This window comes from Tateyamaria sp. (assembly GCF_039940735.1).
Taxonomy (GTDB): domain Bacteria; phylum Pseudomonadota; class Alphaproteobacteria; order Rhodobacterales; family Rhodobacteraceae; genus Tateyamaria.
The window spans coordinates 31644-52108 of sequence record NZ_JBDVGB010000060.1; the positions used below are offsets into that span (position 1 = coordinate 31644).

27 protein-coding genes are annotated in these 20465 nt (G+C 50.7%); 11 read left to right on the forward strand and 16 right to left on the reverse strand.

All coding sequences use genetic code 11. The annotated features are described in order from the left end of the window. Positions 1 to 4: 4 nt before the first annotated feature. From ABJF76_RS12910 to ABJF76_RS12940, 7 genes are all read left to right on the forward strand, one after another. On the forward strand, positions 5 to 322 hold the full coding sequence (locus tag ABJF76_RS12910) for a non-heme iron oxygenase ferredoxin subunit (protein ID WP_413819093.1): 318 nt from the start codon (positions 5 to 7) through the stop codon (positions 320 to 322). 26 nt (positions 323 to 348) lie between these two features. Continuing rightward, the gene (locus ABJF76_RS12915; RefSeq protein WP_413819092.1) at positions 349 to 1545 is read left to right on the forward strand and encodes a cytochrome P450; all 1197 of its coding nucleotides are present in this window, start codon (positions 349 to 351) and stop codon (positions 1543 to 1545) included. A gap of 464 nt (positions 1546 to 2009) precedes the next feature. Beyond that, complete coding sequence (locus tag ABJF76_RS12920; RefSeq protein WP_413819091.1) at positions 2010 to 2144, forward strand: hypothetical protein; 135 nt, start codon at positions 2010 to 2012, stop codon at positions 2142 to 2144. Positions 2145 to 2689: 545 nt separating this feature from the next. Further along, positions 2690 to 4771, forward strand: coding sequence for a flagellar biosynthesis protein FlhA (gene flhA / locus ABJF76_RS12925; protein WP_413822587.1), 2082 nt, complete (start codon positions 2690 to 2692; stop codon positions 4769 to 4771). Further along, positions 4768 to 5538: a flagellar biosynthetic protein FliR gene (locus tag ABJF76_RS12930; protein ID WP_413819089.1), complete on the forward strand. Its 771-nt coding sequence runs from the start codon at positions 4768 to 4770 to the stop codon at positions 5536 to 5538. The genes flhA and ABJF76_RS12930 overlap by 4 nt, the downstream gene beginning before the upstream one ends. Continuing rightward, positions 5535 to 6632, forward strand: a complete 1098-nt coding sequence (locus tag ABJF76_RS12935; protein ID WP_413819088.1) for a flagellar biosynthesis protein FlhB — start codon at positions 5535 to 5537, stop codon at positions 6630 to 6632. Before ABJF76_RS12930 ends, ABJF76_RS12935 begins: the two co-directional genes overlap by 4 nt. Continuing rightward, positions 6622 to 7023, forward strand: a complete 402-nt coding sequence (locus ABJF76_RS12940) for a hypothetical protein (protein ID WP_413819087.1) — start codon at positions 6622 to 6624, stop codon at positions 7021 to 7023. The genes ABJF76_RS12935 and ABJF76_RS12940 overlap by 11 nt, the downstream gene beginning before the upstream one ends. 6 nt (positions 7024 to 7029) lie before the next feature. On the opposite strand, the gene ABJF76_RS12945 is transcribed toward ABJF76_RS12940, so the two are convergent. Genes ABJF76_RS12945 through ABJF76_RS12985 form a run of 9 tightly spaced genes read right to left on the reverse strand, consistent with a single transcriptional unit; the run spans position 7030 to position 11584 of the window. Continuing rightward, the gene (locus ABJF76_RS12945) at positions 7030 to 7512 is read right to left on the reverse strand and encodes a flagellar basal body-associated FliL family protein (protein WP_413819086.1); all 483 of its coding nucleotides are present in this window, start codon (positions 7510 to 7512) and stop codon (positions 7030 to 7032) included. Positions 7513 to 7524: 12 nt separating this feature from the next. After that, complete coding sequence (flgH, locus tag ABJF76_RS12950) at positions 7525 to 8274, reverse strand: flagellar basal body L-ring protein FlgH (RefSeq protein WP_413819085.1); 750 nt, start codon at positions 8272 to 8274, stop codon at positions 7525 to 7527. Then, positions 8274 to 8690 (reverse strand): flagellar basal body P-ring formation chaperone FlgA, encoded by a 417-nt coding sequence (gene flgA, locus ABJF76_RS12955; protein WP_413819084.1) that lies wholly within the window; start codon positions 8688 to 8690, stop codon positions 8274 to 8276. Before flgA ends, flgH begins: the two co-directional genes overlap by 1 nt. Further along, positions 8687 to 9472: a flagellar basal-body rod protein FlgG gene (gene flgG, locus ABJF76_RS12960; protein ID WP_413819083.1), complete on the reverse strand. Its 786-nt coding sequence runs from the start codon at positions 9470 to 9472 to the stop codon at positions 8687 to 8689. The genes flgA and flgG overlap by 4 nt, the downstream gene beginning before the upstream one ends. A gap of 10 nt (positions 9473 to 9482) precedes the next feature. Then, positions 9483 to 10202 (reverse strand): flagellar hook-basal body complex protein, encoded by a 720-nt coding sequence (locus ABJF76_RS12965; protein WP_413819082.1) that lies wholly within the window; start codon positions 10200 to 10202, stop codon positions 9483 to 9485. 1 nt (position 10203) lies between these two features. Next, a complete protein-coding gene (locus ABJF76_RS12970; protein WP_413819081.1) occupies positions 10204 to 10473 on the reverse strand; it encodes a flagellar biosynthetic protein FliQ in 270 nt (89 codons plus the stop codon). A 1-nt stretch (position 10474) separates the two neighbouring features. After that, positions 10475 to 10759, reverse strand: a complete 285-nt coding sequence (gene fliE / locus ABJF76_RS12975) for a flagellar hook-basal body complex protein FliE (protein ID WP_413819080.1) — start codon at positions 10757 to 10759, stop codon at positions 10475 to 10477. A 27-nt stretch (positions 10760 to 10786) separates the two neighbouring features. Beyond that, complete coding sequence (flgC, locus tag ABJF76_RS12980; protein WP_413819079.1) at positions 10787 to 11179, reverse strand: flagellar basal body rod protein FlgC; 393 nt, start codon at positions 11177 to 11179, stop codon at positions 10787 to 10789. A 12-nt stretch (positions 11180 to 11191) separates the two neighbouring features. Further along, positions 11192 to 11584, reverse strand: a complete 393-nt coding sequence (locus tag ABJF76_RS12985; protein WP_413819078.1) for a FlgB family protein — start codon at positions 11582 to 11584, stop codon at positions 11192 to 11194. An 82-nt stretch (positions 11585 to 11666) separates the two neighbouring features. On the opposite strand from ABJF76_RS12985, the gene ABJF76_RS12990 reads away from it, so the two are divergent. Both ABJF76_RS12990 and ABJF76_RS12995 read left to right on the forward strand, forming a co-directional pair. Further along, complete coding sequence (locus tag ABJF76_RS12990; protein ID WP_413819077.1) at positions 11667 to 13034, forward strand: FliI/YscN family ATPase; 1368 nt, start codon at positions 11667 to 11669, stop codon at positions 13032 to 13034. A gap of 93 nt (positions 13035 to 13127) precedes the next feature. Further along, positions 13128 to 13253, forward strand: a complete 126-nt coding sequence (locus ABJF76_RS12995) for a hypothetical protein (protein ID WP_413819076.1) — start codon at positions 13128 to 13130, stop codon at positions 13251 to 13253. A gap of 112 nt (positions 13254 to 13365) precedes the next feature. Here ABJF76_RS12995 and ABJF76_RS13000 read toward each other — a convergent pair whose 3' ends face one another. The 6 genes from ABJF76_RS13000 to ABJF76_RS13025 all read right to left on the reverse strand — a co-directional run bounded on the left by ABJF76_RS13000 (position 13366) and on the right by ABJF76_RS13025 (position 17161). Beyond that, on the reverse strand, positions 13366 to 14106 hold the full coding sequence (locus ABJF76_RS13000) for a DUF1217 domain-containing protein (protein ID WP_413822409.1): 741 nt from the start codon (positions 14104 to 14106) through the stop codon (positions 13366 to 13368). A gap of 52 nt (positions 14107 to 14158) precedes the next feature. Further along, positions 14159 to 14560, reverse strand: a complete 402-nt coding sequence (gene flbT, locus ABJF76_RS13005) for a flagellar biosynthesis repressor FlbT (protein WP_413819074.1) — start codon at positions 14558 to 14560, stop codon at positions 14159 to 14161. Further along, positions 14557 to 14934: a flagellar biosynthesis regulator FlaF gene (flaF, locus tag ABJF76_RS13010; protein ID WP_413819073.1), complete on the reverse strand. Its 378-nt coding sequence runs from the start codon at positions 14932 to 14934 to the stop codon at positions 14557 to 14559. Before flaF ends, flbT begins: the two co-directional genes overlap by 4 nt. 73 nt (positions 14935 to 15007) lie before the next feature. Continuing rightward, on the reverse strand, positions 15008 to 16321 hold the full coding sequence (locus ABJF76_RS13015) for a flagellin (protein ID WP_413819072.1): 1314 nt from the start codon (positions 16319 to 16321) through the stop codon (positions 15008 to 15010). A 209-nt stretch (positions 16322 to 16530) separates the two neighbouring features. Continuing rightward, complete coding sequence (locus tag ABJF76_RS13020) at positions 16531 to 16890, reverse strand: flagellar biosynthesis protein FlgN (protein ID WP_413819071.1); 360 nt, start codon at positions 16888 to 16890, stop codon at positions 16531 to 16533. Next, complete coding sequence (locus ABJF76_RS13025) at positions 16880 to 17161, reverse strand: rod-binding protein (RefSeq protein ID WP_413819070.1); 282 nt, start codon at positions 17159 to 17161, stop codon at positions 16880 to 16882. Before ABJF76_RS13025 ends, ABJF76_RS13020 begins: the two co-directional genes overlap by 11 nt. Before the next feature lie 115 nt (positions 17162 to 17276). On the opposite strand from ABJF76_RS13025, the gene ABJF76_RS13030 reads away from it, so the two are divergent. Together ABJF76_RS13030 and ABJF76_RS13035 are read left to right on the forward strand one after the other, a co-directional pair. Next, complete coding sequence (locus tag ABJF76_RS13030; RefSeq protein ID WP_413819069.1) at positions 17277 to 18788, forward strand: flagellar hook-length control protein FliK; 1512 nt, start codon at positions 17277 to 17279, stop codon at positions 18786 to 18788. Positions 18789 to 18793: 5 nt separating this feature from the next. Next, the gene (locus ABJF76_RS13035; RefSeq protein WP_413819068.1) at positions 18794 to 19465 is read left to right on the forward strand and encodes a flagellar hook capping FlgD N-terminal domain-containing protein; all 672 of its coding nucleotides are present in this window, start codon (positions 18794 to 18796) and stop codon (positions 19463 to 19465) included. On the opposite strand, the gene ABJF76_RS13040 is transcribed toward ABJF76_RS13035, so the two are convergent. After that, a partial coding sequence (locus tag ABJF76_RS13040; protein WP_413822588.1) for an NAD(P)/FAD-dependent oxidoreductase occupies positions 19462 to 20465 on the reverse strand: 1004 nt, incomplete at its 5' end. The two genes, ABJF76_RS13035 and ABJF76_RS13040, sit on opposite strands and share 4 nt — an antisense overlap.

Genomic DNA, 20465 nt, shown 5'->3' on the forward strand with positions numbered 1-20465 from the left:
CAACATGGCCCGCGAAAAATTCTGGACCGATGTTATAACGGTCGATCAACTTGAAACCGGATGGGTAACGCCCGTCACTTTGGGCGCGCGCAAGCTGGCAGTTTATGACACACCAAGCGGCGTCTATACGTCGATGGCCCTGTGCAACCACGGTGGGGCAGACATGTGCAACGGGTACTTTGACGGCCACGTGATAGAATGCCCGTTGCACCAGGGCGCCTTTGATGTGCGGGACGGCAAACCCGTTAGTCCGCCTGCAACACGCCCCATGATAACATTCGAAACCCGCACCAAAGAGGGCACGGTTCAGATCAAAATCTGAATGGCCCACCGTTGAAAGGACGCTCCATGAGACACGTCGACGACCTTCCCAAAATCGATTTTGAAGCTGCCGAATATCAAGCGGCCCCGTTCAAGATGCTTGCTGAGTGCGCGCGTCGTTGGAAAATCGCACGTTCCGAACGCGGTGTGGAATTGTTGGATTATGACCTGTGCCGTCACGCAATTGTGGATCGCAAGCTTGGCACGGGCCACCCAAAACTGATGGATGTTCTGGGTCTGCCTGAAGGGCGCGCGTTGGATTACAAGCGGGCCTCAATTTCTTATCACAACCGTGGGCCGCGCCGCCGGAACCTGCGCATCCCGGTGACCAAGCTGATGGGCCCCGAAGCGTCGGAAAGGTTCCGCAAAGACATCAAACACGTCATCACGCGGGTCATTGATGCGATCCCAACTGACACTTCGGTTGATCTGATTACGCACCTTTGTGATCCGATCCCATCCGCAGTTTATTGCTATTGGACAGGCGCGCCGTTTGAATATGCGTCTTACGTGGCACGCACCTCACACACTGTGCAACAGGTTCACACACGCGACCCGCAGCACACAAAAGACATTGTCGCCGGGTTCGAAGGGCTGCTTGATTTTGTGGATGAACGGATCAAGGAGCGGCGCGCAGATCTCAAGGACGATCTACTGTCCGACCTGATCCGCGCGACTGATGCGGGGCAATTATCCGATTCCGACTTACGCAATTGGGTCGTGAAACTGGCAGAGGCCAACACCGACAATTCATCCCACCAAATTGGCATCGCGTTGATCGAGCTCGCCTCGCGACCTGATGTCTGGGCGCGCCTTGGCGCTGACCCGACGCTGGTGCCTGCCGCTGTGCGCGAAGTTATGCGGTTCCACCCGCGCTCGATTTCCACGTCGCGTGAAGTGATGGAAGACATAGAAATCGAAGGCACACTGCTGCCCAAAGGGACGCCGGTTTTTGCCAACATCGGGGCCGCCCATTGGGATGCGCGCCATTATACGCAACCGGACCGCTTTGACATCGACCGTACCGACGAACCACCACATCTCAATTTTGGGGGTGGCATTTTCTCATGCGTGGGGCGCTATGCCGTCACCATGGAGGTCGAAGAAGTCATCAGCCTGCTGGCCCAACGGCACCCCAATCTACAGCTGGACAAAACTGGCTTCAGCCATTCACCTATCTTCACGTCAGTAAGCGCGCTTGAGGTGACATTGAACGCAACCTGATTGCACAACTCAGCCGTAGAACTCCATCAACCTTACATAATGAATCCCATGAGATTTTTACCAAGTTCAAAATCTTTTGGTAGCTAACCCGCTCCTTGTATGCCGAAGATCCCAAAGTAAGGATCTGGGTTATGGGACGGAACAAGTGTGGAAATAAATAGTCATCTGAACTGCGCGAGCGTGCTGAACGAATGGTGTTCGAACATCAGGGTGAATTTGACAGTTAATCTTCGACTATCAAATCGATTGCGCCAAAGATCGACTGTGGGTCTGACACGCTGGGGCTGGGGTTGAGACAGATCATGGTGAAAGTGATGGCGACCACCGCCGAATGGGACCGGTTCACCCATCGCTCACATTCCAACCGACATGCGCTTATAAAAAATGTAGTCCTATGATCGTGATGCTCCCTGAGGTGCCCCTAGTTTACTAGGCACCTGCTTTTTCCAGTTTGAACCGTCTTTGTGGACGACCTTAAGAAGTCCACGCTGATCCCTACGCTGCGAGAGAACATCGCCAAGGAAGCCTATGTCATGACCGACGAAGCCAGCCAGTATCAGAACATCGGCGCTGGCCGTGTATTTGACGCCCACGGTTAGACCCAACACAGCGCTGGTCAGTATGTCGATTACAACGATAGCGAAATCCACAAGAACACGGTTGAGGGTTTCTACAACATCTTTAAGCGCGGCATGAAGGGCGTGTAACCGAGCAGCTCTACAAGATTCTAGAACGGCCGAAGGTAAATGTACCGCGCCGGAAAATCAAAGACTAGCGGGCTTGTCAAATATACAATCGCCTATAATTCATTTCGTAGTTTGTATTTACTAAATATAAATTCCTCAATCCGTATCATGACCACATCACAGAACGAGATCCAGGTCAGGTATGATGAAAATTGAGACAAGTTTGTATTTCACGCGACATTCAGTGTGCCTAAGTACGAAATGCTTGAATAATTTCATATAACTGGGTTTTTTGATATAACTCACCCCATTCAAATAAAATCTGTGGAAAAGGTACCCCAATTTTCGAAAAGGGTGTTGGCAAGGCCGTTTTCGCCCATTTTCCACATCAACTGATCTTAAAAAATCGAGTAAAACTCTCCTTATTGGTGAATACTTATGTCATGAATGCAGTAAGAATGAAATTTAACCCAAACACCTTTTTCAACCCTACAGTTTTATTGACCGTAATGCTGATGGCTGTCATTGTCATGATGATCCTGCCTATGCCTGCCTGGATACTTGACGCCGGTTTAGCGGCGTCTTTCTCATTTGCTATTTTGATTTTTACGATTACGTTATTTATCGAACGACCCTTAGATTTTTCTGCATTCCCAACCATCCTTTTAGCCTCCCTTATGTTGCGATTATCGCTGAATGTTTCGTCAACAAAACTGATCATTGGACAAGGTCATACTGGAACTCACGCTGCCGGAGGCGTGATCGAAGGTTTTGCACAATTCGTAATGGGCGGCAGTGTTTTCCTTGGGCTTGTTGTGTTTGGTGTCCTTTTGATAGTCAACTTTATGGTAATCACAAAGGGTGCCACGCGAATGGCAGAAGTCGGAGCGCGCTTTGCTCTCGATGGAATGCCCGGAAAACAACTTGCGATCGACAGCGATATGTCCGCTGGTGCCATCACCCATCAGGAAGCTAAAGAACGTCGCGAATTAGAATTAGCTGAAACAACATTCTTTGGATCACTTGATGGTGCTTCAAAATTCGTAAAGGGTGACGCTGTCGCTGGCCTACTCATTACATTGCTTAATCTCCTTGCCGGGCTTGTTATGGGACTCGTTGTTCACGGCATGCCGCTCTCTGACGCCTTCGAGACTTACGCGATTTTGACTGTTGGCGATGGTTTGGTTTCCCAGATTCCAGCGGTTGTGATCTCAATCGCCTCAGCTCTCCTTCTTGCGCGTGGAGGCGCAAAGGGTGCAGCTGATCTTGCAATTTTCAATCAACTGGGCAAGCATCCAGCTGCGTTGGCCACGGTCGCCGTCTTAATGGTGATGTTTGGCCTCGTTCCCGGCCTTCCACTTGCCCCTTTTATGCTTGGTGGGCTTGGCCTAGCTGTCGCGGCCTTCATGATAAAGAAGAAACCAATTCTTGAAGCCGAGGAAATGTCATCGGACGATCTACTACCCGTAGTGACAAATGAAAAATCACTTGGCGATATACTCGAACTTGACGACATACACGTAGAGTTTGCGCCTGATCTAGTGAATTTAGTCCTAGACCCTGGAACTGGACTTGATGCACGCATCGCCAATATGAGAACTCATGTGGCCTCCACTTTTGGTCTTATTTTACCCGAAATTCGGCTAACTGATAATCCTGCGTTAACCAATGGCGCCTACGTTCTCCGGATTCAAGGTGTTGAGCAATCCCGAGGCATATTGCGTTCAACTGACATTCTTGCTTTGAAGCCAGATGAAACCATTAAAATGCCAACCGGATTGGACACCACCGAACCGGTTTACGGGGCCCCAGCTCGATGGATCGCACAAAAAGATCAAGAAGCGGCAGCCTTAGCTGGAGTCACGATCGTCACTCCTACTGAAATTTTAGCAACCCACCTTTTAGAAGTCGTAAAAGAGAATTTCAGCCGACTGCTTACTCTAAAATCTTTGCGGCGACTACTCCAAGAAATGACAAATATTACTGACTCAGCGCGCTCCGAAGCCAACCGCAAAATGTTGGACGAAATGATTCCTGATAAAGTACCTATCGACACTCTGCATGCTGTTCTCCGATTGTTGTTGGAAGAACAAGTTTCCATACGGAATCTACCACTTATCATAGAGGCGATAGCAGAAGCACGAGTAAGAAACGCTCAAATCGAAGCTATTTGTGAGCTCGTACGCCAGCGTCTCGGATTTCAACTTGTTGCGGAAATGCGAAGGTCGGATGGGAGCCTCCCACTCGTTCAACTTGCCACCGAGTGGGAAGACACGTTCACAAACTATCAGGTCGATGCAGAGAGAGGCATCGACGTGGCATTGCCACCGGAGCTGTTCAACAGACTAGCTGAAAACATGTCCGACAAACTGCAAAATATCAGCGACCAAGGAATATTCCCTGCAATAGTAACAAATACCCGACGTCGACGTTTCGTTAAAACAATAATGCGAGCAAAAGGTATCACCAACCCAGTTTTATCCTTCGAGGAAATCGGAATTGATGCTCGCCCTGCTCTTGTTGGGGTCGTAGCAGCATGACAAATGCAGCGGAATTTATGATGCTCGCGCAAACACCGATCTGGATTGGTTTTGTAGTTTTTTTGCGCGTCGCGGCAACAACAGCATTACTACCCGGATTTGGCGAACAATCAGTGCCCCTGCGCATCAAAATCGCCGTCGCGATAGCCTTTACTTTAATTGTTGCATTCGCAATTCCGGCTTCCCCCCCTCCATTTTCATTAGAGGTCCTTGTGACTCTTGTTTTAACTGAGACCGTATCAGGCGTGTTATTGGGACTTGGTGTCCGGTTACTCATTTTAGCTTTGCAAACAGCCGGCTCAATCGCTGCACAATCAACATCTCTATCGCAAATTCTTGGTGGAGCAGCGATCGATCCAGTGCCTGCAATAGGTTATGTATTGACCGTGGGTGCCGTCGCTCTCGCCGTTACAGCTGGTTTGCATGTCAAAGCGGGTATGTTAATAATCCATTCCTATGTCTTGCTTCCAATTGGGTTATTTTCGCCAGGTAACGACGTGGTAGAATGGGGGACGGCACAAATCGCGCACGCATTCGAATTAGCTTTTGTGTTAGCTGCCCCTTTCGTACTTATTTCTACCTTATACAATCTTACGCTTGGTGTAATAAACAAAGCTATGCCGCAGTTAATGGTCGCATTTGTCGGCGCCCCCATAATTACACTCGGCGCTCTATTTCTTCTTTTTCTTTCCGCCCCGCCGATGTTAGAGAATTGGCTATCATTCCTTGATCATTTCATGGCCAACCCGCTTGGACACAAGCCATGAGCGGAGACGTCGATGACTCAGGTAAGACCTTTGATCCGACTCCGCAAAAATTACTTGAAGCCCGTAAAAAGGGTGAAATCCCTAAATCTACTGATCTTCAAACCGCTGCGGGGTACGCCGGGTTAACTATCGCACTTCTCGCTACCGGCATACAGGCCGTAGTGGGGTTCGGTTCGCAGATGCAAGGTATTCTTGATCAATCTGCCGAAATGGCCGATGTTTTTTTTGCAGATGGTCCAAGCGCCATAATGGGCGATATTTTATGGCATACTGCTCTGTTTTTATCGCCCATTTTTAGTTTGCCTGGCCTCGCAGTGCTAGGCGCGATCCTCGCACAACGGGCCTTCGTCGTAGCACCAAGTAAATTGCAACCCAAGATGTCTCGCATTTCAATATTGCAAAACGCAAAACAGAAATTTGGGCGTAGTGGATTTTTTGAATTTGGGAAAAGCTTCGTTAAATTGGTGATTTATTCCACCTGCTTGGCAGCATTCTTAAATACTCGCCTGCCGGAAATGATCGCCATCGTACACAGCGCACCTGGTGTTGTAGTCATGATGTTGGCCGAATTATGCGTTACTTTCCTGATAATTGTAGTTTTGATTTCGGCCGCTTTGGGAGTAATCGATGCACTTTGGCAGCATCAGGAGCACATTCGAAAAAATCGGATGTCGCGTAAAGAGATCATGGACGAAACAAAGAACTCGGAAGGTGACCCACATCTAAAACAAGAACGGCGCTCACGGGCCCAAGCTATTGCCGCCCAACAAATGATGGTGGATGTACCAAATGCCGATGTCATTGTCGTCAATCCGACCCATTATGCCGTCGCACTGAAATGGGCACGCGCAGCGGGGACCGCACCTACTTGCGTCGCCAAGGGTGTGGATGAAATTGCCTTACGTATGAGAGAAATCGCAATGGAAGCCGCAGTACCGATTCACAGTAATCCTCCGACGGCTCGCGCTTTGTACGCCATCACGAATATCGGCGACGAAGTCCCACCGGAGCACTACGAAGCCGTAGCCGCGGCAATACGCTTTGCAGATGAGATGCGAAAACGGGCACGTGGTGGGTTTGCCGATGGATCTTGATCAATTGAAAACTCTGTCCGAGTTGAAATATCAACACAGTCTGCGCTCTGTATCATATCTTTTGGCACATGAAGATAAGCTGCGCGTGGAAATTGCTCGTTTACGCACATTAACCAGTGAAACACAAACGCAGCCTCCCGAACAGGAAAAAATGCGTATGATCGGCGGCGATGTGATTTGGTTACAGTGGTTGGGGAAGACACTGAGGCAGCTGAATATGGAATTGGCCCAAATCCTGGCGCAAAAGGAAACTTTGCTAGCGCAGCACCGCAGTACTCATGGTCGCAAAATGACCGCGGAACGCCTAGCAGGTCAGGAAATCGGAAAACAACTACAATCTAAGCAGAAATTAATATTAGATCAAATCATCGATCATTCTCTTATGAAATAAACGAGATTAATAGTCCTGACGGGCAATCTCGACAATCAACACATCAGTAACTTGTTTACCCATCACCTTTTGAGACACTTCCAGCAATGCTCCGCGTAATACTGCAAGGTTACTAGCGTTTGTAAACGCCCCATCAAATCCTCCGATGTTGGCGTGATCAAACATGACCTGTAGGAAGGAGTCGCGCAGTTTCGGCTCCCTTGTGTACACAGCGTCCTTTTGACCAGCGATCACCTCAAGGGTTAGCGACATAACAACCAATCCTTTCACAGAATCACCATCCACAATCGGAACAACAAATTGGTTACTCATTTTAACGTATTCACTCGCCGGATCGCCCTCATCTATTTCCTCCCCCCCCCCGGCTTCTTCCATTTTAGAATCCATATCTTCGACAACAGGCACCACTTCAGGTCTTAGGAAAACGCCAGCGCCGACTCCGGCGCCGACACCGATCAAAAGCAAAATGAGGGGAAACAATTTCGTCATCAAATAAAGCTCCTAAAAGGGTAAGACAGCATCGAGAACCTGCTGACCAATGCGCGGTTGTAAGACGTCAGTAATTTGACCCCTTCCGCCATAAGACACCCGTGCAGAGGCAATCTTGTCATATGTGATTTCGTTTTGCCGAGAGATATCTTCAGGCCGAACATACCCAGTTACCAACAGTTCTCTGAGTTCAAAGTTCACGCGAAGTTCCTGCGAACCGGAAATCGACAAGACTCCATTCGGCAAAACGTCAACAACTGTAGCCGCAACTCGAAGAGTCAGTTTTTCATTGCGCTTCACGGATCCATCACCGCCGGACGAACTACTTGAGTCTATAGATACCAACTCCGAACTTGACGCGCCCTCTGGCAAATTTTCATCGAGTCTTTGAGACAGCCCGCCCAACTGTGGAATACCAAGGGATTCCGATGCGGTCCGGGAGCGGTCAGTTTCATTTGAAATTTCCGCCCCTTCATCAATTTCGATGACCACCGTCAAAATATCACCTCGTTGAACCGCGCGACGATCGCCCAATAACGAACCACGTTGCCCACTCCAAAGCGAAGCCTGATCCAGCGCACTTGTCTCCTCTATCACCGTCGGGAGAGACGCTGTAATCATTGCGGAATGTTCTTGGGTAGCCAACGGGTTCGAGAACGAAGGTTCTTTCCCCAAATGATCAATCCGCCCGCATGCCGCAGCGGCCAAAAGCCACACACAGGCTGCACAATGTCGCGGATGGATTTTGAATTCATAAAACATTATTGCTTCACCTCTATAGAACCATCGGCTTGCACGAACCCAAAGAGAGTGGCGCGCGAATTAAGATTCATGACGCGAACGTGATCACCAATACCACCACGCTCAAGAGCACGTCCTTCTGTACTGATCCGTAGGCCTGATGTTTGAAAATGCACCGAGACAATTTGATTTCGGTTGATCAACGCGGGTGGCCCAATCGCGGCAAACGGGATCGCCCGACCGGCATAAAGTGCCACACGTGCTTCTTGCCCGGCGACATCTGAAACACGATCGAACATACCCACTTGTTCGCCGCTCTTAACCGACAGATCCTCCGCCGTAATCAAAGAACCAGGGCGCAACGTTCGCGTCGGGGTCACCACGTCAGCAAATGCTGCAGATGAAAATAGCAGAAGGAACAAAAATGCGCGCATCATCTTACCTGTGTCATTGCACTCATCATTTGATCGGCAGCAGAAATTACTTTTGAATTCATTTCATAACCGCGTTGTGCCGCGATCAGTTCAGTGATTTCACGCACAGCATCAACTGAACTTTCCTCAAGATAGCCTTGTCGCAATGTGCCCAAACCATCCAATCCAGGAGTCGTTGTGATCGGAGGCCCCGACGCTTCAGTCTCAGAAAACAAATTGCTTCCTAATGCTTCAAGCCCTTTGGCATTCGTAAATCCGGTCAGGTTGAACTGACCAACGAGCTCTCCGGCCACTGCGTCTTGGAAGTAGGCGTAGACCTCTCCGTCGGCACTGATTGATATGCTGCGGGCATCCGTTGGAATGACGATTTCTGGCGAAACTGGGTATCCATCCGAAGTCACTATGACCCCTTCGCCGGTGCGTTTAAGCCCACCGTCGCGGGTATAAGCGGTCAATCCGGTTGGCAAAGTGACTTCGATAAATCCACGGCCATCGATTGCAACGTCCAAATCGCCACCCGTCGCAGCCAGCGATCCCTGAGCAAGTTGAACGGCCACCGCAGTCGGCCGAGCACCAAGCCCAAGCTGCACGCCAGTGGGTAAAACGGTTCCGTCTGAAGCACTAATTGATCCCGGACGTGCCGCCTGTTGGTAATGCAGATCCGCGAATTCAGCGCGACGCGCATTGTAACCAGTTGTACTCATATTCGCGAGGTTGTTCGAGATCGTCTCGACTCGCATTTGCTGGGCCAACATGCCGGTGGCGGCGATTTGCAGGGCACGCATTAGACTCTCCTTATTGGGATTTCATCATGGCATCCATCGCACGACGGACCCGTTCATCTTCGGAATCAAGAAAACTCTGACCCATCTCATAAGCTCGTTGGATTTCAATCATCCGTGCAAGTTGACCGATGGAATCGACGTTGGAAGCCTCGACAAAACCTTGCATAATTCGCGCATTTTCAGCAGGTTCGAACCCCTCATCGGCTTCGAACATAACTCCGTTTTGGCGCACCATCTCGCGCGGATCCACTGGCGAGACGAGACCAATCTGACCAATCAAACCGCCGCCAGCGCTGACCGTTCCATCGGGGGCGACCGCAATCGGTCCAACATCCGGTGGAATGAAAACTGGCGCTCCTCCTGCATCCAAAACACGATGGCCGTCTTGGGTAACAAGATCGCCCTCTCCATTCACGGTAAAGCTACCGGCACGGGTCAACCGTTCCCCACCGGGCGTTTCGACTAAAAAATACCCGTCGCCTTCAATGGCAAAATCGAACGTGCCGCCCGTTTGGGTCAACGCGCCCTGTTCCAAAGATGTGTTCCGCACGTTTCCTTGCCCCATGGATAATGAAGGGCCGCCTCGAACACTCGAAACATACTCGGAAAATATCATACCTTCCTGGCGGAAGCCTGTGGTCGCAGCGTTGGCAATATTGTTTGCAACAACCTGCATTTCGCGCAAAAGGCCCGACTGCCGTGTCAATGTCACGTATCCAGAACTGTCCATTTCAACCTCCGATTATCAAGGGAATGATGCGTTCGTGAAAGAACGAAACCATCGTTTGCGTCATGAATCCCATCGACATCCAGAAAACGACCATGATGGCTGCTAACTTTGGCACAAAGGTCAGCGTCATCTCTTGAATGGAGGTCAACGCTTGTACCAAACCAATTGAAACGCCTGCGACCAACGCGACGGTAAGAATTGGCACTGAGACGATTACCGCCACCCATAGCCCTTGCCGCATGGTGTCAAAAAAGATCACTTCATTCAGCATCTTACACAGGCATCCGAAGAATTTCCTGATACGCTTCGACAACTTTATTGCGTACCGTCACAGCCGTTTCGACGGCCAATTCAGTCTGCGCAAGCGCCTGCACGAGCGCATGAGGATCGGCATCACCGGTCATTGATTGTTGTGCCACCTGTTCGCCATTGGCAAGGGTTTGGGCAAAATCCATCGCCATGCGACCAAACACGCTGTCGCCCGATGCGTTGCTCGGTTGCGTGGCCGCCCGGGAAGCGGAGTAATTTTGTACGGCGGAAAGTGCTGCTGAATCCATTCTGGATCTCCTTGGGAAATACGTCGCTTAACGACGCAACAATTGCATAAGCGAGGAAGACATCTGCCGCGCTTGTTCGAACATTTTTAGGTTTGCCTCGTAACTGCGTTGTGCCTCTCGGGCATCCGCAAGTTCGATCAACAGATCGACGTTCGATCCATTGAAAAATCCAGCGTCATCAGCCAACGGATGTGACGGATCATAAACCTGTTCCAATTCTGACTGGTCCAGTGACATCCGACCAACTTCGACCTTGGCGACGCCGCCGCCCGCATCAAATTCAGTGCGAAACGGGATCGTTTTGCGCCGATAACCTGGCGTATCTGCATTCGATATATTTTCAGACAAATGGCGTAACCGGGTCGATTGGGCCTGCATCCCGCTTGTTGAAATGCTGAGCGCTTTAGCAAATTCATTCATGTCATCTGCTCCTTATTGGCGACCAAGGCTTGACCGCAAAACATTCATTGCGGACTTATAAATAGCGAGGGATCGGTCATGCTGGCGTTTAGCATCAGTTGCGCGCATCATCTCAGTCTCAACCGAAACAGAGTTTCCATCCGGAGACGCAAAAGAACGGTCTTCGTAAACTAGACCATCGATGTTTTGGTTGGTCGCACCATGCAAATGTCCGGCCCGCGTCGCCCGTTGCATCGACGCATCCGAACTCTTGTTTGCGTGAATGTCCTGAAAGCTGGGCAAGTCGCGGCCCACGAATCCGGGCGTGTCCGCATTGGCCACATTTTGGGCAATCACGGCCTGACGCTGACCAGCATGAACTGCCATTGCGTGCGCAGTTTCGAAAACGGTTAGGTTTTGGAACATCGGGGCTTCTCCCTCGTGTAATTTCAACCAAGGCTTAACTGTGATTCCTTTAAAAACTGTTTGCACGCATCAGGAGAAACCGATGAAACAAACAGCTCGATTGAAATTGATCCAAAAAAACTTGTCCGAAATTTGTGTGGCACGCACTGTTGGACGGGTAACCGGCGTTCAGGGCGGCATGATTTCGGTAACCGGTTTGGATTCTGATGCGCGCATAGGTGATCGCACAGAGATAACGCGTCGCGATGGGACGTCTCTTAAAGGCGAAGTTGTTCAATTAACTCCGACGGGTGCCATTTTGCTGCCTGACGCGTCGATCGACGGGATTGCGATCGCTGACAGAGTCGTCCTTGGTCGCAACATCGGGATCGCGCCAGATGTATCGTGGATTGGGCGGATAGTTGACCCTGACGGCAACCCACTAGACGGTGAGCGCCTGATGCCAGGGTTGGTTTCGCGTCCCTTGCAAGCAAGCCCGCCGGCAGCCGCAACGCGACGCCCATTGGGCGCGCGACTGGACACTGGGCATGTCGTGTTTGACACAATGCTACCCATCGTACGCGGCCAGCGCATCGGCCTTTTTGCTGGTTCAGGCGTTGGCAAATCCAGCCTTATGGGCCAACTGGCCAAAGTAATGTCGGCAGACATTGTGATCATCGCTATGATTGGCGAACGCGGTCGCGAAGTACGTCATTTCGTTGATGAAGTCTTGGGGCCGAAAGGTCGTGCGCGCGCCATCGTAGTGGCTGCAACCTCGGATCAAGCTGCCTTGATGCGTCGTCGCTGTGCTTGGACAGCTATGGCAATCGCTGAGCACTTTCGGGATCAAGGCTTGTCGGTCCTTTTATTGGCAGACTCGATAACCCGCTTTGCAGAGGCGCACCGCGAAGTCGCCGTCGCTGCGGGTGAAGCACCAGTGTTACGCGGGTTTCCTCCGTCGACTTCACATTTGATCATGTCACTTTGCGAGCGCGCAGGGCCAGGGGCCGCAGGTCAAGGCGATATCACGGCGGTGTTCAGCGTTTTGGTCGCAGGATCAGATATGGATGAACCCGTTGCAGATATACTGCGCGGTGTTTTGGATGGGCATGTGGTGCTTGACCGATCCATCGCTGAACGGGGTCGGTTTCCTGCCGTTGACGTATTGCGATCCGTATCTCGAAGTTTACCCCAAGCCGCGACGAAGGAAGAGAACCAAACGATTGGCGAAATTCGTAAACACCTCAGCGTTTATGCCCAGAACCAAATGATGATCACCGCAGGACTTTACAGTCAAGGTACAGATCCTGCGATAGATGCGGCAATGCAAATTTGGTCACCACTCGATGAAGCCATGGGTAGTGTGCACAATCAGGACTGTCGTCATAGTTTTGACCAGATAAAACTGGTGTTAAGACGTGCCGGTCGGACAAATTCAAGACGACCAACTCAAACCAGCGCACGGGCGTGACTTGGATCTGATCTACGTTCTGCTTTTCTAAACCATATTTTTAACTGCTCCGGATTTTCCGGAAGCTATAACTCATGAACAGGATGGAGCGTCATGAAAAAGTCGTCAAAACGCACTCATCAAAAGTGCGCGAAGGTGCTGCGAAAATGGTATTGGTTGACGCAGCTCGCCATTGTGCCGGTGCGCGGCAAACGTTTCGATATCACCGAAGATTGGTGACGCGCGGCAAATGCCGAACGAGCGGATCAAGAAAATTGAATTGGAAAACTACCCCTCCAACGAAAAGATCATACGTTCAAGCCATCAGTTCATAAAGCTTCGCAATTTTACATCAAGATTGCAGCAAAGTTAGAGCAATCGCAGCACCAGATGCACCTGCGCCAGATGCATCTAGTTGAGTTCTGGCAAAATAAGTACTGACCAAGCGGTCCATAATTTCGGGATCGGCAAATTCAGCAGGGTCCGAAACCCCAAAATATCGCTCCGCGCGGTCTTGAAAGACACCCAGTTGGAAATCAATGTCGGCCTGTCCAAAAGCTTCGGGTAAGCCGAAGGCCGTTTCGAAAAGAGATCTTAGTGGCGCTTGTCCCATGATCGAAAACCACTTTGACGTCTCACTTCCCGTTCCGCCCACAACGGCCGGCAAAGTACGCTCTGCATAAAGTGCGATACGCATGTCGTCGTCTTGGTTTCCAGTCGCAATTTCAAAACTATTGGCTTGAAAGGCAGTCACAATCTCTTCGGCAAAGCCTGTGCTTAATGCTCCTCGAGCTTCGCCTGGCCCCAATCCAAAAGCCGCAGAAAAGTCGGTATACCGCGAATCAGAAAAACGATTGGCAAGCGCATCAGTGGCGGTGGTCCCATCGCTCAACATTTTTTCGATGAAATATCGGTTATCAATATCATCCTGAAGACCAAACGCACCCAAAGCAACAGTTAGCAAGCGCCGATCTGACACCAGATCCTTAGCCGTTTCTATGCTACCAATATTTTGGACGAAATAGTCCGTGTCGCGCTTTATTTCTGCAGAGTCATTAAACGTAGACAACTGCTGGTCATACGTGCGCTGCATGAACTGCCAACCCACCAGACCTGACGATATGATAACTGGTTGATACACAGGCTTATACTCCTGCGGCCAAAAGGCGTTCTTCTCGAGGAAGCAACATACGCAAGGCCTTGAGACAACGATAATGATCGTTGTCTACTAATGCATGTGAAGCAGAATCCAAAAGTTTGCGGCTGTCATCATCAACAAAAATCTGACTCAATTCTTCGATGTTCCGTAGCAATTTCCTACGCGCGTCGTTCCTGTCGGTGTCCCCAGACAATACCAATTGAACGGCATAGCAAACACGGCGCACAGGGGTCTTCGCATCTTCAGGATGAATTGCGTCCCGCAAGCGCAAAATATTCGCATCAGGCGTCATGATAGCCAATCGACTGCGACGATCGCCATTTTCAATTACAGCTCCATTGATCAGAATACGCTCTTTAGGGCTGAGTTTTAGGATCAATCCACTCATGTAACCGGGCCTTCCTTTTTCAGACCACGTAGAAGGGCCATATTGATCTCAAGCAAGGGCATCACTGAGGCTTTATCTTTCAGAATGCGACGCGTCTGATGGTTAGTGAATTTTGCAAGGTAGGCGATACGCGCCTTTAATTCCTTGGGAAACGGGTTTGCATCGTCAGCAATGTCAACGACCAGAGCAGTCCAAAGCTTTCGATTGGTGTGCAACGCTTCCGCAAAGGCGGGAAAATTGGACCTGCTTCGAACCGCTTTATCGCGTAATTCTTGTGTGACCCGTGCGATTACTTCGTATTCCGAGCGACGATCGCTGCGCGTTGTTACTGAATGTTCGGCATAGCCTCGCAAAGCTTGAGTAGTCGCGTTCACACGTCACCTATCTGTTCTGTTATCCAAAGAAGGGTAACGAGGCGCTGAACTGACAGCGCCTCGTTTAGATAGTTTAACGGAAGAGCGACAGGATCGACTGTGGCGCTTGGTTAGCAATCGACAACGACTGCACACCCAATTGCTGCTGCGTCTGTAGAGCTTGAAGGCGCGCGGATACTTCTTCCATGTCCGCGTCGACCAGTGACCCAATGCCGGAAGTCAATGAGTCAGACAGTTTACCGATGAAATCGGATTGAGTCTCGATCCGATTTTGCACGGTACCGAATGCGGCAGCTGCGTCGATCGATTGCTCGATCAAACCATCAATTGCGGCCAAAGCACCAGTTGCATCATTTTCCACGTCAATATTTGCCAATGCACCGAGACCACCGGAGGACGCCGTTGAACCTGGTGTGCCGTCGTTCTGGAAGACGGCACCGACATCAACATCGCTAGCACCTGCGCCTGATGTGAATGTCAGTGTCCCGGCATCAATATCCACCGCTACAGTGTACCCATCCGAGCTGTCGGTTGCAGCTCCAAAGAAGGCACTCAACTGATTGGCCAGACCATTGATCACTGCAGCTTGGCCATCGTCAGCACTCGCAACATATTGGAAGTCGCGACGACCTGTGGCAGAGCTGCCATCCGCAGTGTTAATTGACAAGCCATCCAATGTGACCTGGTAGCTGTTGCCAGCCTCGACCGCTCCGAAGGTAATGACCGAACTGCCGCCGCCTGCGACAGTGGTAGACGCTGCCGGATCAGTGTCGCCTGCACCGAACGCTGTGTTTACGGCGTCAACTTGAATCGCGGAGTTAGCCAAAGGTTGTGTCGAAGCAGTTGCCCCAAAAGACTGGGCCGTGACCGGTGTAGTTGTCGACAAGTTTTGGCGAACAACGTCAATTTGACCCGCAGATACGTCGCCACTGCTATCTCGATTAAGAGAGGATAAAATTTGCACATCGTCAGAGCTTGTACCATCGATCAGGTTCAGACCGTTGAATTGCGCCGCGGACACGACCGAACCGATCTGTTCGGTTAGAGCTGTGATGTCATTTTGGATCGCGCTTCGGTCAACATTTTCTTCCTGAGCTGCGACAATCCGGCCTTTCACGTCATTCAGCAAGTCTGTGATAGTTTCAGATGCATTTGCCGCCACTGCAACTGTACTTTCGCCCAACGACAGGCTTTCTGAGACGGCTTTGAAACCAGCCACATCCGATTCCATTACTTTGGAAATGGCCCAGACGGCAGAGTTATCCTTGGCAGAGGCAACAGATTTACCGGTGGAGATTTCGCTTTGTGTCATCGCCAAGTTACTGTTGATCGATTTCAACGTTTGCAATGCAACCATTGCGCTGTTGTTAGTAAGAATGCTCGACATGTGCATTTCCTTTTTGTCGCGGCGCTTTGCGCCTTAGGTTACGTCACGCCCCCCAATGGGACGGACCAATTGCCGTTCTGACAAATGCACCCCCGCCTTAATGGGGACATGCGCCACTCGATCAGAGTGCAAGCGCACCATGCCCTTAATTTTGCTAACGGTTTCCTAAACCCCTCATTTCTAGTTCGTCGAATTTGATTCAATGTTGCCTAGGCACGCTTTTCCAACGACCCGCCCGTCGACAGATCAACCGATCGTTTTTTCCCGAAAGAATCATAGGTATCGAGAGACTGGCGCACACGGCGGATCGCCGCCAAGCGCCGGGCCACAGATCGGACACCATCCAACGCACTATCTAAAAGAGCCTGATTGCGTTCAACCTTCCCTTGTAACCCAGATAACGCGCCGCGATCTTCGAACTCAAATCCATTCAACGCATCGATCAACGCTTCCTTGCGGGAATGTAGGCGCGACACGTCATCCAATTGCCCCTTTAACAAGGCGGCCCGCTCTGAATCCAAAAGGTCGTCCAAAGCATCCATCGTCGTTTCCAAATCCTCATGTCGCATCTTGGCGTTCCTTCAATGCGTCAAACAAAGTTTCTGCCAATCCAATTCCACCTGCCGCAACCATTTCTTCCGCCTGCGCCTGAACAAGAAAAGAAGAAAACTGATCTTCGCCTGCACCGCCACCATTTGTTTCTCGCGATTTTCCCAACCCCGCAGATTTAAGCATTTCCGCGAGAAACGAAGCTTCTAACTTACGAGCAGCGTCTCGTATTGCCGCGTCATTGGTGGTCGGCCTAGCGGGTTGCCCACTCTCCATCGGTGTCAATTGCATCTCGAATTCCTTTCAATTGGAGCAATTTTTCCCAGCATGCCCGACAAGCGGTAAAGAACCAGTAACCATCACCCTCCATAAGTCGCTCAACGTGGAAGAAATCCCGGAGAAGCACATGAACTTGTCTTTGTTGTCGAGCCTGCCCAAATCATCTGGCGCAACTGTTTTGACGCAGGAAGATGAATCAATGACGCCACAAGGCAGCGAATTTCTTGCTGTTTTTGACGATTTTCACTCAAGAACCCGCAACGCCAGCACACAGTTCAACGCAGAACAGACAGCAGAGTCAAAAAATTCCGAACCGGGCGATTCTGAACAAGGTGACGATGAAGAACCACGTCCGTTCCGAGCTGACGATACATTGTTGCACGACACGCCACTGAGGTTTCCTGAGGTGCAAAATTCACCCGAACAGCAAGAAGATGGCAGGCGCATGCAGTCACACCAAAGTGGTGACAAAGACAATCTACAACGTCCGAATGTGCCAGGCGAGCTACGCAGCGTCACACGTGCATACGAACCTTCACCAATTGGCGAGGTCAAATCACAGAAATTGAATGTTACAGGTGAATTTTCTGCTGATCAGGTTTCCTTAAACGCTAAAGACGTTCAGAATTTTAAGGTTGCGCAAACAGACGATGCTGAAATTTCCGAAAAACTGGCGACCCAACACCTCGAGCCGACGAATAAAAAGGGCAAAAACCTTCCTCCTCAAGGTGCCAAAAATGGAACAAATGCATCGGTAACTAAGCTTGCGAGCCTGCCTGATGGCGACAGAAAAGGTAGTGAAGCCCAAGTTCTACAAACCTCAGTTGATGGCGGTAGAACGACGGAAAGCTCCATAGCTTCCGGATCGATGACAACGTTAGATCGCCATCTTGGCCGTCATCCAGTGACATTGGTTGCACAAGGTTCAAACAACCAACAAACGAACCCATCAATCCGCAATGTGGTTAGAGTTGAAGAAAATGCTCGGCAAGTGACGGGCACTTCATTCGCCACATCCCACTCTTCGCAATCCGCGGCCGCCCCAAAGTCACTGGTGCCCCCGACTGTCCAAAACATGCAGACAACAGGCATGCGAGTTTCTGTCGTAAATACTGAAATAATCGGCGGCGACTTTGATGTACTTTCAATCAATGCTGGAGACGAATTGGGCTTGGATTCACGGCAGATTATTCAAACGTCGGGAGCCAGTCACACCACAGCCGCACCAAAGGCGGGCGTTGCTGGATCAGTCGTTCAACAGATTTCTGACGCGATTCGACACGCTCCTGACAAGCCAATCGAAATTTCGCTCAACCCATTGGAACTAGGTCGCGTGCGCATGTTTTTAAGCGCCTCAGATGCAGGGATCACAGTTAACATTTTGGCCGAACGCCCCGATACGCTGGATCTTTTGCGACGTAACATTGACGACTTAGGAAAGTCCTTTGCAGAGATGGGTTACGAAGACATCTCGTTCTCATTCCAACAAGGTGACCAAACAACCAAAGATCCAGAAGGGCCATTCCCCGACGAAACTGCCTTTGGGTCCGATGATTCGATTATCGATACCCCGCTTGCATCCCCCCAACACAGCCCCAATCTGGCCATTGCGCCAGATGGAATAGATATGAGGTTTTAATAAATATGGAAGTACTCTCCGCTCCAACAACCGCGACTACGGCAACGGCCGCAACCACGCAAAGTGCAGCTTCAAGTGCAGTACTTAGTTCAGACTTTGAAGTCTTCCTTCAGATGTTGACCGCGCAAGCACAGTATCAAGACCCGCTCGAGCCCATGGATAACTCAGAATACGCCGCTCAACTGGCGCAATTTTCAATGGTAGAACAACAAGTCACGACCAATGACCTGATGGAACAATTGCTCTCTGCACTTGGCGCGAATGATATGGCCAGCGCCGCCAATTGGATCGGGATGGAGGCGTTGGTCCAAGGCCCGTCTCGGTTTGATGGTGACCCCATTACTATCTCTCCCAACCCACCGGTTGCAGCGGATGAAGTGACATTGATCGTCACAAATGCCCAAGGCACCGAAGTCCAGCGAACCGCAATGCCCTTGGGCGCGGAACCTTTTGTTTGGGACGGAGTGAACAACAACGGCGCGTCTTTTGAACATGGAGAGTATAGTTTTTCAATCGAGGCCAAATCAAATGACGAGGTCATTTTGACAGAACCAGCATTGACGTACACGCGGGTGACCGAAGCCCGCATTGAAGATGGGGCAACACTTTTGTTGCTCGACAGCGGGTATTTGATCCTTGCCAACAACGTGGCGGGTTTGCGCGAGCCTCCTGCTTAACGCCTCAGATCGCTCAAATGGTAGGCTGCATAGACCGGTGGAACCAGTGCGCGTCGCATTCGCCCAAGTGGGAAACGGCGCGCAGGGTGATGCATTGCGGCAGGGTAAAGTGCGGGACGTCGTTCTAACGCCATATCCGCCAACAACTGTCCAGAGAATGTTCCCATTGCGACGCCATTTCCATGATATGCAAACCCTGCCAACACATTTGGCATATTTGGCACTGGCCCAACAAACGGGACCCTCCCGCGGGCCAAACAGACCATGCCGGACCAAGCATGCGAAATACCCACTTTGGCCCAAGCAGGAAACATCTCACGAAAATCGCTGACAACCTTAGTACGCGCCACCGCCTCTGTCGAAACTGATGAAAAAACGCCGCCCCGCATACCAAACAGGAAACGTCGATCCGGCATTAAGCGGAAATAGTGTAGCAACCGACGGCTATCATAGGCCATCTGATCACTTGTCCAACCTGCCGCCTCCAACGCCGTATCGCTTAAGGGTTCGGTCACAATCGCAGTTGATTGTGCTGGCATGTATCGCCCGGCCATCCAATCCGGAATATCCTCGCTCGAGTATCCATTTGTGGCCAGAATGACTTTGTCCGCTTTCACGTGTCCTTGCGACGTGGTGACCCCCTTTTCGTTTATTTGTACGACAGGACTGCGATCAAAGAACCTTGTTCCGGCCGCAAAGGCACCTTTGTACAACCCAGCGACATACTTTCTAGGATTAAGGCCAAATCCAATCGGTGTCGTCATCGCACCATAAAATGGCCCCGCCAAGCCTGCGGATGATAACTGCGATTGCGTCAAAATTTCCGGAGCCACGCCGTAATTCTCTTGGGTCGCCTCTGCCTCTTTCTCAAAACCCCCCGCATGGCGCGGGCGATGGGCCAAATAAGTTTCACCAACAGAATGACGGTCTACATCCAAAGCAAGGTCACAAATCAACCTGTCAACCAACGTAACCGCAGCCTTTTCGGCAAGGCGCCAGT